Annotated in this window: 15 protein-coding genes; 9 read left to right on the top strand and 6 right to left on the bottom strand. The window is 69.3% G+C overall.

Features of this window, described 5'->3' with window-relative positions; translation table 11 throughout:
- Positions 1 to 39: 39 nt before the first annotated feature.
- Positions 40 to 750 (bottom strand): UDP-N-acetylmuramate--alanine ligase, encoded by a 711-nt coding sequence (locus J5T34_RS13025; RefSeq protein ID WP_208580108.1) that lies wholly within the window; start codon positions 748 to 750, stop codon positions 40 to 42.
- A gap of 211 nt (positions 751 to 961) precedes the next feature.
- Here J5T34_RS13025 and mpl point away from each other — a divergent pair, with 211 nt between their 5' ends.
- The 8 genes from mpl to mtgA all read left to right on the top strand — a co-directional run bounded on the left by mpl (position 962) and on the right by mtgA (position 9472).
- Entirely contained in the window at positions 962 to 2344 is a 1383-nt protein-coding gene (mpl, locus tag J5T34_RS13020) for a UDP-N-acetylmuramate:L-alanyl-gamma-D-glutamyl-meso-diaminopimelate ligase (protein ID WP_208580107.1), read from the top strand.
- Between the two features lie 14 nt (positions 2345 to 2358).
- Positions 2359 to 3012, top strand: a complete 654-nt coding sequence (locus tag J5T34_RS13015; protein ID WP_244258873.1) for a YqiA/YcfP family alpha/beta fold hydrolase — start codon at positions 2359 to 2361, stop codon at positions 3010 to 3012.
- Entirely contained in the window at positions 3005 to 3631 is a 627-nt protein-coding gene (locus tag J5T34_RS13010) for a chorismate--pyruvate lyase family protein (RefSeq protein WP_208580106.1), read from the top strand. Before J5T34_RS13015 ends, J5T34_RS13010 begins: the two co-directional genes overlap by 8 nt.
- Before the next feature lie 46 nt (positions 3632 to 3677).
- Entirely contained in the window at positions 3678 to 4418 is a 741-nt protein-coding gene (fabG, locus tag J5T34_RS13005) for a 3-oxoacyl-ACP reductase FabG (protein WP_208580105.1), read from the top strand.
- A gap of 239 nt (positions 4419 to 4657) precedes the next feature.
- Positions 4658 to 6808 (top strand): ribonuclease catalytic domain-containing protein, encoded by a 2151-nt coding sequence (locus J5T34_RS13000; protein ID WP_208580104.1) that lies wholly within the window; start codon positions 4658 to 4660, stop codon positions 6806 to 6808.
- A 60-nt stretch (positions 6809 to 6868) separates the two neighbouring features.
- Complete coding sequence (locus tag J5T34_RS12995) at positions 6869 to 7738, top strand: energy transducer TonB (RefSeq protein WP_208580103.1); 870 nt, start codon at positions 6869 to 6871, stop codon at positions 7736 to 7738.
- 18 nt (positions 7739 to 7756) lie between these two features.
- Positions 7757 to 8641 (top strand): shikimate dehydrogenase, encoded by an 885-nt coding sequence (aroE, locus tag J5T34_RS12990; RefSeq protein WP_208580179.1) that lies wholly within the window; start codon positions 7757 to 7759, stop codon positions 8639 to 8641.
- Between the two features lie 129 nt (positions 8642 to 8770).
- Positions 8771 to 9472 (top strand): monofunctional biosynthetic peptidoglycan transglycosylase, encoded by a 702-nt coding sequence (gene mtgA, locus J5T34_RS12985; protein ID WP_208580178.1) that lies wholly within the window; start codon positions 8771 to 8773, stop codon positions 9470 to 9472.
- A gap of 34 nt (positions 9473 to 9506) precedes the next feature.
- On the opposite strand, the gene corA is transcribed toward mtgA, so the two are convergent.
- Positions 9507 to 10469, bottom strand: coding sequence for a magnesium/cobalt transporter CorA (gene corA / locus J5T34_RS12980; protein WP_208580102.1), 963 nt, complete (start codon positions 10467 to 10469; stop codon positions 9507 to 9509).
- A 551-nt stretch (positions 10470 to 11020) separates the two neighbouring features.
- On the bottom strand, positions 11021 to 11917 hold the full coding sequence (locus tag J5T34_RS12975) for a DMT family transporter (protein ID WP_208580101.1): 897 nt from the start codon (positions 11915 to 11917) through the stop codon (positions 11021 to 11023).
- A gap of 250 nt (positions 11918 to 12167) precedes the next feature.
- Between J5T34_RS12975 and pyrF the strand changes: the two genes are divergently transcribed.
- Positions 12168 to 13010, top strand: a complete 843-nt coding sequence (gene pyrF, locus J5T34_RS12970; protein ID WP_174104586.1) for an orotidine-5'-phosphate decarboxylase — start codon at positions 12168 to 12170, stop codon at positions 13008 to 13010.
- Between the two features lie 24 nt (positions 13011 to 13034).
- Here the strand turns inward: pyrF and J5T34_RS12965 are convergent, their stop codons facing one another.
- The 3 genes from J5T34_RS12965 to thiL form a co-directional block, all read right to left on the bottom strand.
- Positions 13035 to 13532: a CinA family protein gene (locus tag J5T34_RS12965; protein WP_149316625.1), complete on the bottom strand. Its 498-nt coding sequence runs from the start codon at positions 13530 to 13532 to the stop codon at positions 13035 to 13037.
- A 61-nt stretch (positions 13533 to 13593) separates the two neighbouring features.
- Entirely contained in the window at positions 13594 to 14160 is a 567-nt protein-coding gene (locus J5T34_RS12960; protein WP_208580100.1) for a phosphatidylglycerophosphatase A family protein, read from the bottom strand.
- A 120-nt stretch (positions 14161 to 14280) separates the two neighbouring features.
- Positions 14281 to 15294, bottom strand: coding sequence for a thiamine-phosphate kinase (gene thiL / locus J5T34_RS12955; protein WP_208580099.1), 1014 nt, complete (start codon positions 15292 to 15294; stop codon positions 14281 to 14283).
- Positions 15295 to 15486 lie beyond the last annotated feature (192 nt).

Genomic DNA, 15486 nt, shown 5'->3' with positions numbered 1-15486 from the left:
GCTAAAGAAGACGGAAGAATGGCGCGAGATCGCCGCAGTTTATATCGAATCGGCGTCGGCGCCCGCATCGCGGGCCGCCGCTTCGTCGGCGGCGATCAGCGTGCGCAGTGCGCCCTCGTCGATCCGCAGCGGCCGGCCGCCGGGCTCGCCGCGTGCGCCGCGCTCATCATTGGCGTCGTACAGCGCAATATGGATGCCGACTGGCGCGCCCAGTTCGGTCCTGACCTCGCCGGCCAGCAGGCGGGCCTCGCGCAGCGCGGGCCACTGGCCGCGCCACAGGAAGCTCAGCGTCTCGACCTCGCCGCGGTTGGCGAAGTGCCGCGTCTCGCTGGTATCGAAATCCACGCCGGCGTTCAGCAGATGCAGCGCGACGTCCTTGGGGCTGTCGCAGAAGCACTGCAGGTGGATGTCGGAATGTTCGGTCGCGGTCCCGTTGAGCACCGCCCCGGCCAGATACGGGCGGAAAGCGGCCAGATCCTGCATCGCGAGCAGCGCCACGCGGCGCAGCAGCGCCAGGATGCGCGGCTGGCTGTCGGCATGGAACAGCGCTTGATAGGCGCGCACCTCGTCCTCGACCATCTCGTTGTCGGGCAGCCAGTCGCCGCCGATACGGGCGTCGCCGAGCAGCTGGCGGGCGGCCTTGCGCTTGGCGGTGGCGTAGTCGGCACCGTCTTCGGCGATCATCCGGGCGGCGGCTTGCGCGATCTCGTTGCGCACGCGCGCCGGATCGATGGGGGTACGTCGTGACATTCCGCGATGATACTCCCGCTGCGGACCCGGCCCGACACGCACGGTACAATGCGGCACTGCGACACGGTCGGTCGCGCCGATGCCAGGTCCCGCGCATCCTTGCCCGCCGCCGTTGCCCGCCATCGAACCCCGCAGTCGAGCCGGCATTGGCCTTTCGCCGCGGGCTCGCGCCATCAACCCTCGCTTTCCATCCGGCTGTTCACCGATCCCCATGCATATTCATATCCTCGGTATCTGCGGCACCTTCATGGGCGGCCTCGCCGTGCTGGCCAAGCAGGCCGGCCATCGCGTCACCGGCTGCGACGCCAATGTCTATCCGCCGATGAGCACGCAGCTCGAGGCGCAGGGGATCGAACTGATCGAGGGCTTCGATCCGGCCCAGTTGTCGCTGGAGCCGGACCTGTTCGTGATCGGCAACGTGGTCTCGCGCGGCAATCCGCTGATGGAAGCGATCCTGGACCGCAACCTGCCCTATGTGTCCGGCCCGCAATGGCTGGGCGAGCATGTGCTGCGCGGCAAGTGGGTGCTGGCGGTGGCCGGCACGCATGGCAAGACCACGACCACGTCGATGCTCGCCTGGATCCTGCAGGACGCCGGCTACGAGCCCGGGTTCCTGGTCGGCGGCGTGCCGCAGAACTTCGGCGTGTCGGCCCGGGTCACGCCGTCCGACTTCTTCGTGATCGAGGCCGACGAGTACGACACCGCCTTCTTCGACAAGCGCAGCAAGTTCGTCCATTACCGGCCGCGCACCGCGATCCTGAACAACCTCGAATTCGATCACGCCGACATCTTCCCCGATCTGGCTGCGATCGAGACCCAGTTCCATCATCTGGTGCGCACCGTGCCGCGCCAGGGCCGGCTGCTGGTCAACGGTCTGGAGGAGAGCCTGGCGCGCGTGATCGAGCGCGGCTGCTGGAGCGAGGTCGAGCAGTTCGGCACCGGCGACTGGCGCGCCAGCGATGCTGCCGAGCCGGGCGCTGCGCTCGACGCCTTCGATGTCTGGCATGGCGAGACCGTGGTCGGCCGCGTGCAATGGGCGCTGCAGGGCGTGCACAACCGGATGAACGCGCTGGCTGCGATCGCCGCCGCCCGCCACGTCGGCGTGCCGCCGGCGCAGGCGATCGCATCGCTGGGGCGCTTTGCCAACGTCAAGCGCCGCATGGAAGTGCGCGGCGTGGCGGGCGGCGTCACCGTCTACGACGACTTTGCCCACCATCCGACCGCGATCCAGACCACGCTCGACGGCCTGCGCCGGCGCGTCGGCGCGGCCCGCATCCTGGCGGTGCTGGAGCCGCGCTCCAATACGATGAAGCTGGGCGTGATGAAGGCCCAGCTGCCGGCCAGCCTGGAACTGGCCGACCTGGTGTTCGGCTATGGCGCGCCCAGCGGCAAGGACGCGCTGGGCTGGGACCTGACCGAGGCGCTGGCGCCGCTGGGCGAGCGCGCCGCGGCGTTCGACGATCTGGGCGCGCTGGTGGCCGCGGTACGCGCCGCGGCGCGGCCGGGCGACCACGTGCTGGTGATGAGCAACGGCGGCTTCGGCGGCGTCCACCAAAAGCTGCTGGACGCGCTGGCCACGCCGGCCAACGGTTGAGCGGAGCGGCGCCGATGCTGTTGTATCTGCACGGATTCCGTTCCTCGCCGCGCTCGTTCAAGGCGCAACTGGTGCAGCAACGGCTGCGCGAGCGGGGCCTGGGCCGCTACTACGCCTGCCCGATGCTGGACGTATCGCCGGCCCGGGCCATCGAACAGGCCGAGGCCGCGATCGCCGCGGCGCGCCGCTCGGGGCAGAGCGATCGCCCGCTGGCCATCGTCGGCTCCTCGCTCGGCGGCTACTACGCGCGCTGGCTCGGCGAGCGGCACGGCTGCCCCACGGTGCTGCTCAATCCCGCCGTGCATCCGTGGACCGATCTCGAACGCCATCTTGGCGAGCAGCCGCTGTGGCATGGCGGCGGCTCGGTCAACGTCGAGCGCCGCCATCTGCAGGAGCTGCTGGATCTGCGCGTCGATACGTTAAGCAACCCGGAGCGCTTCTATTTGATCGCCGCGACCGGCGACGAGGTGCTCGATTACCGCGAGATGGTGGCGTCCTGCCCGGGCGCGCGCATCCGCGTGATCGAGGGCAGCGACCACGGCATCAGCGAGTTCGCCGACTATGTCGACGAGGTGCTGGACTTCTGCGGCTACGGCTACGGCAACGACAACGGCAGCGACAACGGCAGCGACAACGGCAGCGCGCGCAAGGACGGCGGCAATGCCTGACGCATCCGCGGCGCGCGTGCGCCGCTGTGCCTGGAGCGGGCATCTGCCGTTCGATGCGGCGCTGGGCGCCAATCTGCGGCGCTGGATCACCGGCGAAGGCTCGCTGACCGCGCGGCTGATCACCGCCTCGTCGCGCTTTCGCCTCAGCAAGCTGTCGCAGCGGATGGAGCGCCCGCTGGCCGACGAGTGGCACATGCTGGGGCTGGGCGCGCCGCTGCCCGTGATCGCCCGCGACGTGCTGCTGGTCTGCGACAACACGCCGGCGGTGTTCGGCCACACCATCGTCCATCCGCGCCATGCGCGCCGCGATTGGCCGTTTCTCGGCGGACTGGGCGACCGGCCGCTGGGCGGCGCGCTGTTCGTCGATCCGCGCGTGCGCCGCGACCCGTTCGAATTTGCCCGCCTGCTGCCGCATCACCCGCTGGCGCAGCGGCTGCGTCGCGCGCTGCCCGAGTTCGACGAAGAACTGGCGTCGATCATGCTGCCGGCGCGGCGCTCGGTGTTCCGGCGCGGCGCCGGGGTGATGCTGGTGACCGAGGTGTTCCTGCCCGACCTGGCCACGCGGCCGGCGCCGCGCACCGCGTCCGGCATGCCGGTGCCGATGCGGCCGCCGCGATAGACAACACGATCACGACTGCCAACCCCACTACCACGAGAACACAACGATGAAACTTCAGGGACGGATTGCCATCGTCACCGGCGCCGCCGCCGGTATCGGCCTTGCGACCGCGCGGCGCTTCGCCGCCGAGGGCGCCATCGTGATCCTGTGCGACGTCAACGCCGAGCGGGTCCAGCAGGCCGCCGCACAGCTGGCCGCCGAGGGGGCGACCGTCGGCGCGCACCGGGTCGACGTGACGCAGCGCGACCAGGTCGACGCGATGGTCGCGGCGACGCTGGCCGCGCACGGGCGCATCGACATCCTGGTCAACAATGCCGGCATCACCAAGGATGCGCGCCTGGTCAAGATGACCGAGGCGCAGTTCGACGCGGTGATCGATGTCAACCTGAAGGGCGTGTTCCACTGCGCGCAGGCGGTCGCCGCGCCGATGATCGAGCAGGGCCGCGGCGTGATCCTGAACGCTTCCAGCGTGGTCGGCCTGTACGGCAATTTCGGCCAGACCAATTACGCGGCCAGCAAGTTCGGGGTCATCGGCTTGACCAAGACCTGGGCGCGCGAGCTCGGCCCCAAGGGCGTGCGCGTCAACGCGGTGTGCCCGGGCTTTGTCGCCACCGAAATCCTGCAGACGGTGCCGGACAAGGTGCTCGACGGCATGAAGCAGGCCTGCTGGCTGGGCCGCCTGGCCGAGCCCGAGGAGATCGCCAGCATCTACGCGTTCCTTGCCAGCGACGACGCCAGCTATATCAACGGCACCGCGATCGAGGCCAGCGGCGGCATGTCGATCTGACGTCGCGCTTGCGGGCAGCAGCGGGCAGCGGGCCCGGCCGGACACGATTTGTTGCGTGGCCGGGCAGACGGCCGCGGCAGCCCGGTACGGTATCATTGACGACCGGCCGCCGCGCCCCATGCGCGCGGCCGATGACCCCCCGCCCGGCCCGTGCCGGGCGGTGACGCTTATCCATTTCCGAGGCGGGCAGCGCGCCTCGCCGACGCCCGGTTTCCGGCATATCTGAAAGACCCGATCCCATGCAGTTGTTGTTCGAGGAAGGCGGCGAGATCCGCGCCGGTACCGTGCTGAACCAGCAAGGCGAGGCCTATCAGGTCGAATTGCCCGCGGGCAAGCGCACCAAGGTCAAGTCGCGCGACGTGCTGCTGCAGTTCGCGCAGCCGAGTGCGGCCGAGCTGCTGTCGCAGACCGCGGCGCTGACCGGCGAGATCGATCTCGATTTCCTGTGGGAATGCGCCCCCGAGCAGGAGTTCGGCTTCACCGAACTGGCCGCCGAGTACTACGGCGCCGCCGCCAGCCCCGCGCAGCAGGCGGCGCTCGCGATGGCGCTGCACGGCAATCCGGTCTACTTCCGCCGCAAGGGCCGCGGCCGCTACCAGCGCGCGCCCGAGGACCAGCTGAAGGCGGCGCTGGCCGGGCTCGAGCGCAAGCGCCAGCAGGCGCTGGTGCAGGCCGAATACGAACAGCAGCTGAAGGCCGGCGTGCTGCCCGAGGCGTTCCGCGGCAAGGTGCTGACGCTGCTGTTCAAGCCGGACAAGAACAGTCTCGAATACAAGGCCCTCGATGCCGCCTGCACCGCGATCGGCAAGTCGCCGATGCGGCTGATGATCGAGGTCGGCGGCGTGCCGAACGCGCGCGCGCTGCACGAGGCCCGCTTCCTGTCCGAATGCTTCCCCAAGGGCACCGGCTTTCCCGAGATCGCGGTGCCGGAGCCCGGCGGCGATCTGCCGCAGGCCCCGGTCGAGGCGTTTTCGATCGACGATGTCACCACCACCGAGATCGACGACGCGCTGTCGGTGATGCCGCTGGAAGACGGGCGCCTGCGCATCGGCATCCATATCGCGGCGCCCGGTCTCGGCATCCGCCGCGGCGACCCGCTCGACGCGATCGCGCGGCAGCGGCTGTCGACCGTGTACTTCCCCGGCGACAAGATCACGATGCTGCCCGACGCGGTGGTCGAGCGCTACACGCTGCAGGAAGGGCGGCTGTGCCCGGCACTGTCGCTGTACGTGATCTACGACCCCGCCGCGCAGCAGATCCTGGCCAGCGAGACCCGCGCCGAGATGGTGCAGATCGCCGCCAATCTGCGCCACAACCTGCTCGATGACGTCGTCACCGAACAGGCGCTGACCGAGGGCAGCGGCGACTATCCGTTCCGCGAGGCGCTGACCGCGTTGTGGGGCTTCGCCAATTTCCTGTACGACGAGCGCCAGCGCGCGCGCATCGCCAGCGGCCTGCGGCCCGAGTCCCACAGCCGCGCCGATTACAGCTTCTATCTGGACGAGCAGCCCGACGGCAGCCAGCGCGTGCGCATCGAGCAGCGCAAGCGCGGGTCGCCGCTGGACAAGATCGTCGCCGAGCTGATGATCCTGGCCAACAGCACCTGGGGCAAGCTGCTCGCCGACCATGGCGTGCCGGGCATCTACCGCACGCAGAAGGCCTGGGGCATGCATCGGACCCGGATGCAGACCTATCCGGCCCCGCACGAAGGGCTGGGCGTCGCGCAGTATGCGTGGAGCACCTCGCCGCTGCGTCGCTACGTCGATCTGGTCAATCAGTGGCAGATCATCGCGGCGGCCCAGCATGGCATCACCGCCAAGCTGGTGGCGCCGTTCAAGCCCAAGGACGCCGACCTGCTCGCCGCGGTGGCGGACTTCGAGGGCACCTATGCGGCCTATGCCGAGCACCAGTCGACCATGGAGCGCTACTGGTGCCTGCGCTGGCTCGCGCAGGAGAAGCGCGAGCGCATGATGGCGACCGTGCTCAAGGACGGCGCGGTGCGCTTTGCCGAGATTCCGCTGGTCACGCGCGTGCCCGAACTCGCGCAGGCCGCGCGCGGCACGCAGGTGCTGCTCGAAATCGCCGGCACCGACGAGCTGACGCTGGAAGTCAGCTGCCGGGTGCTGGAAGTGTTCGCCGGCGAAGGCGAGGTGCCGGCCGAAGAGCTCGAGGGCGACGAGGAATCGGCGGAGGTCTCCGCCGAAGCCGCCGCCGAGGTGGCCGCCGAGCAGGCCGCGGAAGAGGCCGCCGAGCAGGGTGCCGAGACGGTGCCGGAGACGGTGGACGGTGCGGGCATCGAGCCGGGCACGGAAGCCGCCCCCGACGACAGCGCCGACGCACGCAACGGCGCGCCCAACGGCGTACCCGACAGCGGCTCCGCTGCCTCCTGATCCGGGCCCGCCGTGAATCTCGCTCGCGCTTCCCGCCAGTGGTGGCAAGGCAGCAGCACGATGGCCAGGGCCATCGCGATCTCGCTGGCCGTCCATGCGCTGCTGCTGGCGGTGCGCTTCGGCGCGCCGGAGGCCTTCGAGATCAAGCGCAGCGATACCGCGCTCGACGTGGTGCTGGTCAACGCCAAGTCCGGCCAGCAGCCGCTCAAGCCCGCCGCGCTGGCCCAGGCCGATCTCGATGGCGGCGGCGACCATGAACGGCAGCGCGCCAGCACGCCGCTGCCGGCGCAGACGGTACCGCGCGAGGGCGATCTGGTGCGCCAGGTGCAGCGCCGCGTCGATCTGCTCGAGGAGCGCCAGCAACGGCTGATGACGCAGCTGCGCGAGAGCGCGCCGCCGGTCCACAGCCAGCCGCTGCGCCCGGGCGAACGGCGGCTCGATACGCCGGCGCGCGGGCAGGACGAGCACGATTCGCTCGACGAGATGGCGCGTCTGGAGGCCGAGATCGGCCGCAATCTGGAACACTACGCGCGCCGGCCCAAGCGCCACCAGATCACGGCGACCAGCGCACAGCAGGTGGTCTACGCGCGCTACTACGACCGCTTGCGCAAGAAGATCGAGGCGCGCGGCACCGCCGACTTTCCGCGCCGCGGCGGGCAGCCGCTGTACGGCGAGCTGATCGTGGTGATCAACGTGGACCGGCACGGCCGGCTCGGTTACGAGCGCGGCGGCTATCGCGTCGACGGTGTCGAGCTGGTCAAGAGCTCCGGCAACCCGGCGCTGGACCGCCAGGCCATCGCGATCGTGCGCGCCGCGGCCCCCTTCGGCGAGTTTTCGCCGGAGATGCGGGCCCGCTACGATATTCTCGAAGTGATTTCGACGTTCAAGTTCTCGCGCAGCGGGCTCGAAACCCGGCTGCAAGGCCGATAAATGTCTACCTCTACCGAAATGCCCAACGCAGACCTCGCCGTGGACCGCTATGCCGTGGTCGGCAATCCGATCGCGCACAGCCGCTCGCCGCAGATCCACGCCGCCTTCGCGCGCCAGACCGGGCAGGCGCTCAGCTACGAACGGCTGCTGGCGCCGCTGGACGGGTTTGCCGACACCGTGCGCCAGTTCTTTGCCGAGGGCGGCCAGGGCCTGAACGTGACGACGCCGTTCAAGGTCCAGGCGTTCGAACTGGCAGACCGGCTGACGCCCGGCGCCGAGGCCGCCGGCGCGGTCAACACGCTGTGGATGGAGGACGGCCTGCTGCACGGCGACAACACCGACGGCATCGGCCTGGTGCGCGACATCGTCGACCATCTCGGCGCCGAGCTCGAAGGGCAGCGGATCCTGCTGCTGGGAGCCGGCGGCGCCGCGATGGGCGCGATGCTGCCGCTGATCGACTGCCGCCCCGAACGCATCGTGGTGGCCAATCGCACCGCGGAGCGTGCCAGCGAGATGCTGGAAAACTTTGCCGAGGCCGCCGGCGAGGCCGGCGTCGAACTATGGGGCGGCGGCTTCGATGCGCTGGCCGGGCTGTCCGAGGAGGATGGCTGCCAGGTGGTGATCAACGCGACCGCAGGCAGCCTGCAGGGCGATGTGCCGCCGGTGCCCGAGGCGCTGCTCGGTGCGGGCGTGCTGGCCTACGACATGATGTACGGCGCCGAGCCGACCGTGTTCCTGCAATACGCGGCGGCGCAAGGCGCGCGCACCGCCGACGGGCTCGGCATGCTGGTCGAACAGGCGGCGCAGGCGTTCTATCTCTGGCGCGGCGTGCATCCCGACACCGCTTCGGTGCTCGACGAACTGCGGGCCGCGCTGCGCGCCGAGGCGCAGGCCGGACGCTGAGCCCACGCATCCCATTACTTCCGCTACGCCGATCGCCTGACCGACGCGAGTACCGCCTTGGCCAATCGCAAACGCGCCGTCCGTTCCCGTGCCGCCGCCGCGTCCGCGCGCGCGGGCGCTTCCGCGCCGCTGCGCTGGCTCGCGTGGCTGGTGGGCAGCGTGCTCGCCGGCGTGGTGGCGATGCAGGTCTATTTCTTCCTGCAGATCGCGGCGTGGCAGGTGGTCGATCCCGGCCCGACCTCGTTCATGCGCGCCGAGCGCTGGCGCCTGTGCGGCTGGAACGTCTGGAGCTGCGGCATCGAGCGGCAATGGGTGCCGTATGGCGAGATCTCGCGCAATCTGAAGCGCGCCGTGATCGCCAGCGAGGATGCGGATTTCGTCAATCATCCGGGCTACGACCTCGACGCGATGCTCGACGCATGGGAGCGCAACAAGAAGCGCGGCCATATCGTGCGCGGCGGGTCCACCATCACGCAGCAGCTGGCCAAGAACCTGTTCCTGTCGCCCGAGCAGCATTACCTGCGCAAGGGCCAGGAGCTGTTGATCACCTGGATGCTGGAGTTCTGGCTCGACAAGCAGCGCATCTTCGAGATCTATCTGAACTCGGTCGAGTGGGGCGAGGGCGTATTCGGCGCCGAGGCGGCGGCGCGCCACTACTTCAAGACCGGCGCCGGGCGCCTGAGCGTGGGTCAGGCGGCGCGCCTGGCAGCGGCGCTGCCGGCGCCGAAATGCTTCGACAAGAAGCAGTACTGCGCCCATGTGCGCCTGAACTTCCGCGCCAAGGCCGGCATCATCGCGCGCCGGATGGGATCGGCCACGCTGCCGGATTGAGGCAATCCGGCAGCGCGGCGGGGCGTTGCGGCTATCAGCTGAGCCAGCCCTTGCGGCGGAAATAGATCAGCGGAATCGCGGCCGACACCGCCATCAGCGCGATCGCCCACGGATAGCCGGCGGCCCAGTCCAGCTCGGGCATCACCTTGAAGTTCATGCCGTAGACGCTGGCGATCAGGGTCGGCGGCATCAGGGCCACCGACACCACCGAGAACAGCTTGATGATCTTGTTCTGGTTGATGTTGATGAAACCGACCGTGGCGTCCATCAGGAAGTTGATCTTGTCGAACAGGAACGCGGTGTGGTTCTCGATCGAATCGATATCGCGCAGGATCTGGCGCGCCTCGTCCTGCTGCTCGGCCGACAGCAGCTGGCTGCGCATCAGGAAGGACAGCGCCCGCCGGGTGTCCATCACGTTGCGCCGGATGCGGCCGTTGCGGTCTTCCTCGCGCGCGATGGTCTCGAGCACATCGGCCGCGGCGGCGTCGGTCACGTTTTCGGCCAGCACGCGCTTGCTGGCGTCCTCCAGCCGTTCGTAGATCTCCTCGATCGAGTCGGCCGAATATTCGGCGTCGGTCGCGTACAGATCCATCAGCACGTCCTTCGCATTGCGCACCGAGCCGGGCCGCATGCGCGCGCGCAGCCGGACCAGCCGGAACACCGGCAGGTCTTCGTCGTGGATCGAGAACAGGACGTTCGGAGTCAGCACGAAGGCCACGCGCACGTTGCGCGAGACCTCGTCCTCGTCGAGCAGGAAGTCGGTGCGGATATGGATGTTTTCATCCTCGCCCTCGAAATAACGCGCCGAGGCTTCGAGGTCGCCGAGATCCTCGAGCTCGGGCAGGGCCACGCCGTAGGCTTCCTTGATCCAGTCCAGTTCCTCGTCGTCAGGGCTGACGACATCGATCCAGATGGGCTTGTGCTGCAGCAACTCGTTGCGGTCGTCGACCTGCTCCTGGGCGAGCCGGCCTTTCTGCAGGACGAACAGATTGATCATCCCCGGTATTCCTTATGCCGTGCGATGAAGAAAAGCGGCAGGCAGGCTTGCGGCACGGCCGGGCCGCACCCTTCGCGACAGCGAATGGCGGGCTCGAAGGCAAGCGTGATCGCGCTGCGCGGACGGGCCGCACAAGGCGATGGCGTTTGCCGTTGATGGCTGGCAAGCCGGGAGAGGGAAGTCCGCAACCACGCGGCGGGCCTTGCTGGATCGATCGAATGCGTCGAATCGATCGAATCGACCGGGTCGATGGCCGTCGGTGGCAGTACGGAAAAACACTCGCCCGCAGTGTGCTGCGGGCGGGTTCGGCGAGCGTCCGACCTTGGGTGGTCCGGACGGGTCGTCGTTACGCAGCCCGCAGAGACATGGCATTCGTGGAGGTCGCGGCTTTGCCGCGGCAACTCGAACACCCGATGCTACTGCCCACGTAATTTCTCCGGGATTATGGATGGGCGCGAGTGTAGCCCAACGCGACCGCGTTTGTTAAGTGAAATCTCAATGAAGCGGCCCCGTGGCCGGGGCGCGACGTTGCGGTACCGCTCGGCCGCGCCTCAGGCCCGACGGCGCAGCCGCGGCATCAGCAGCGGCACCAGCAGCACCGAGGCCAGCGCGGCGAACATCAGCACGATGGCCGCGTAGTCCTGCCAGTGCGGCTGCTCGCCCAGCATCCACATGCCCGAGAAGACGCCGACCACCGGGATGAACATGATCGACAGGCTGGACACCACCGGCGGCAGCGAGCGGGCCAGCGCGAACCACACCAGATGGCAGAAGGCGAACACGACCACCGCGTTGTACAGGATCGCCGCCCATTCGATCGCGTTCGGCATGCGCCAGCCGTCCTCGAACAGCAGCGTGCCGGCCAGCAGGAAGGGCAGGGCCACGGCCAGCATCCAGAAGGTCAGCGTGCCGAGCGGGATATCGACGGGGGTGCGCTTCATCAGCTGGGTGCCGTAGCCCCAGCCGGCCGCGGCGGCCAGCATCATCACGGTGCCGGTCGGGCTGCCGGTCAGCGCGCCGAATTCGCTCGACATCAGCAGCAGCGTGCCGGCCAGCGCGCAGCCGATGCCGACCCAGGCCCAGGCGGAGATGCGCTCGCGAAACAGCAGCAGGCCCCAGACCACGGCCCAGATCGGCATCGTGTAGCCGAGGATCGCGGCGCGGCCCGACGACAGCATCTTGACCGCGCCGATCGCCAGCAGATGCCAGATCACCATGTTCGGCAGCGCCAGCTTGAACACCGTGCCCCAGGTCTCGCGCGGCAGCGTCAGCGGGATGCCCTTGGCGCGCAGCGCCAGCCCCAGCGCGATCAGGCCCCCGCCCATGCACAGCAGGCGGAAACCCAGCGGCGGGAAATGCGCCACGCCGATCTTCATCACGGGCCAGTTGACGCCCCAGGCGAGCGTCAGGGCGACGAGCAGGGCAAGGTTGCGGCGATCGAGAGTCATGGAGGGAGGCGGTTACCGGTGCGTTACCGCTCTTTCTATTGGGTTCGTCGGTGGGAAAAGCGCAAGGAAGATAGCATGCAACGGGTAAAATTGCCGGCAACGACCCGACCGTCGCCGGCCGCGCGCTTGCCCAACGCTATTCCCGGGATATTCCCGCGATATCCGTGGACAGGCCCGCAGGCCGGCGCATGATGGCCAACGGTCCGCCGCCGCCCATCCCGGGCGCGGATGCCACGCATTCGAGCGATCCATGACCCGTCCTTACGTTCCTCCCGTCCCGTTCACCGAGCAGCTGACCCAGGCCTGGCGGCGCAACGATTCGCTGCTGTGCGTCGGGCTCGATCCGGACCCGGGCAAGCTGCCGCTGTCGCTGACCGGCGCCGGCGGCGCGATCTTCTCGTTCTGCCGGGAGATCGTCGACGCCACCGCCGACCTGGTCTGCGCCTTCAAGCCGCAGATCGCCTACTTCGCCTCGCAGCGCGCCGAGGATCAGCTCGAACAGCTGATCCACTATATCCACGACGCCCATCCCGGCATCCCGGTGATCCTCGACGCCAAGCGCGGCGACATCGGCTCGACCGCGCAGCATTACGCGATCGAGGCGTTCGAGCGCTATCAGGCCGACGCGGTCACGGTCAGCCCCTATATGGGTTTCGATTCGGTGGAGCCGTACCTTGCCTACCCCGAGCGCGGCGTCATCGTGCTGTGCCGGACCTCGAACCCGGGCGGCTCGGACGTGCAGTTCCTGCAGGTCGAAGGCAAGCCGATCTATCAGCTGGTCGCCGAACAGGCCGCGGCGCGCTGGAACACCACCGGGCAGATGGGGCTGGTGGTCGGTGCGACCTTCCCCAACGAGATCGCCAAGGTGCGCGAGCTGGTCGGCGACATGCCGCTGCTGATTCCCGGCATCGGTGCCCAGGGCGGCGATATCGAGGCCACGGTCAAGGCCGGCCGCAGCGCCGACGGTACCGGCATGATGATCAACTCGTCGCGGGCCATCCTGTACGCCAGCCGCGAGAAGGACTTCGCTGCCGCCGCGCGCCGCGCCGCGCTGCAGACGCGCGATACGATCAACCGCTTCCGGCAGGGCTGAACCAGGGGCCGGGCGCCGCGGCGCTCAGGCTTCGTTGCGTACCAGATCGAGCAGGCCGCGCATCGCATGCTCGGCGGCCTGGCGGCGGATCTGCTGGCGGTCGCCCTTGAAGCGCTGGGTCTCGACCCGGGTCACGATGCGGTTGCTCCAGCCGAAGCAGACCATGCCGACCGGCTTCTCCGGCGTGCCGCCGGTCGGGCCGGCCACGCCGGTGATCGACAGCGCCACCTGGGCGCGGCTGTTGAGCAGCGCGCCCTCGGCCATCGCATGGGCGACTTCCTCGCTGACCGCACCAAAATCGCGGATCAGCTTGGCCGGCACGCCCAGCATGGTGCTCTTGGCTTCGTTCGAGTAGGTCACGAAGCCGCGTTCGAACCAGCCGGACGAACCGGCGACGTCGGTGATGGCGGCCGCCACCAGGCCGCCGGTACAGGACTCGGCGGTGGCCACCATCAGCGATTTTTCCTTGAGGGCGATGCCGGCCTGGACGGCAAGCTGGTCGAGCAAGCGGCTGATGGACATGATGACGGCTCTCGTGCTGGCGGTGAATCGATACGGTTCGGATGCGGCGGCGCGGATGCGCTCAGAACGAGCGCCACAGGGCGAACACCAGCAGCGTGTAGAACGCCGCGACCAGATCGTCGAACATCACGCCGAATCCGCCGCGCAGGCCCGGGCCCTTCAGCGTGCGGTCGTAATAGGCGATCGGCGCGGGTTTGGCCATGTCGAATACCCGGAACCACAGGAAGGCGGCGAACTGACCCCAGAAGCCGGTCGGCATCACGAAGGCCAGTACCAGCCAGAACGCCACGATCTCGTCCCACACCATGCTGCCGTGATCGTGCACGCCCATCGCGCGCGCGGTCCGTGCGCAGGCCCACAGGCCGAGCAGAAAGCCCCCGCCGATGATCCACAGCCAGGCGGAGGGCTGCACCCACAGCGAGATCACGACGAAGGACAGCCAGCCGTACAGCGTGCCGACCGTGCCGGGCATCACCGGCGACAGGCCGGAACCGAAGCCCAGCGCGATGAAATGCGCGGGATGGGACAGCATGAAGCGCGCCGTCGGGCGCAGGATCTTGGCGGTCTGACCCGCCTCCAGCGTCATCGCGGGATCGGGAGACGCCGAACCGGGAGGGTAGGCGGACATCAAGGTATTTGGCTCGTTTGTTATATCGCGGTCGGGGGCAGGGCCCGCCGGCGCGGACGGCGACCGGGTGGCGCCGCGCTCCGCAGCATGGCGGCATCATGACATGCCGCCGTCCCGCTGTCAGGGGTTGGCGAAATGATCGAAGCTTCGGACCTGGAAGGCGACCGGCTCGCCACCGCCGTCGACCAGCCGCAGCCCGGGCTCGGCGGTGATCGTGCCGACCCGGGTCAGCGGCAGCGCGAGCCGTTCGGCCAGCGCCGCCAGCGGCTCGCGCGCGCCGGCCGGGGCGGTAAAGCACAGCTCGTAGTCGTCGCCGCCGGCCAGCACGCATTCAAGCTGGCAGTCGCGCGGCTGGTGCGCCATGACCTCGGAACGCGGCAGCGCGTCGACGTCGAGCAGCGCGCCGACCTGCGAGCGCTCCAGGATATGGCCCAGATCGCCGACCAGCCCGTCCGAGATGTCGAGCGCGGCGTGGGCGAGTCCGCGCAGCGCCATGCCCAGCGCCACGCGCGGCGTCGGCGTGTCCATGCGCGGCCGCACCAGCGTGAAGTCGGGCTCCGGCAGCAGCCATTCGCCGCGGCAATCGCCCAGCGCCAGGCGCGCGTCGCCGAGCGTGCCGGAGATCCAGATATCGTCGCCGGGGCGGGCGGCGTCGCGCCGCAGCGCGCTGCCGCGCGGCACATCGCCGAACACGGTCAGCGACAGCGTCAACGGGCCCCGCGTGGTGTCGCCGCCGACCAGCTCGCAGCCATGAGCGTCGGCCAGTTCCAGCATGCCGGCCGCCAGCTCGGCCAGCCACGCGGGCTCGGCCTCGGGCAGCGCCAGCGCCAGCGTGAAGGCGCGCGGCTCGGCGCCCATCGCCGCCAGGTCGGACAGATTGACGGCCAGCGCCTTGTGGCCCAGCGCGCGCGGCGGCACATCCGGGAAGAAATGCCGGCCGCTGACCAGCATGTCGGTGCTGACGGCCAGCAGATGGCCCGGGCGCGGATCCAGCAGCGCGCAGTCGTCGCCGACGCCGAGCACCGCCTTGCGGGCCGGACGGGTGAAATAACGGCGGATCAGTTCGAATTCGGACAACTGCGCGGAAGGATGCGCGGAAGGGGGCGCGGCGGAGTCGCGGTCGGTCGGAGGCATGCTGGAGTCGGCTCGGAAACCCGCCCGGCGGGGGCGCGGCACAAGGCCCGGAGAGTCCTGGGAGAGCGCCGCCGGGCGAGGCCGGGGACGGCTTGCGCGGCTGGTCAGTGCCGCCCACATCCGGCATATTGTACCGAAACGCAAAGGTGCCTCTCGCAAAACGCTTATTGTGAAATAAAATTTCACAATATA

Source organism: Cupriavidus gilardii (genome assembly GCF_017598945.1).
Lineage (GTDB): Bacteria > Pseudomonadota > Gammaproteobacteria > Burkholderiales > Burkholderiaceae > Cupriavidus > Cupriavidus gilardii_E.
This window is presented reverse-complemented; position numbering and strand designations above follow the sequence as displayed.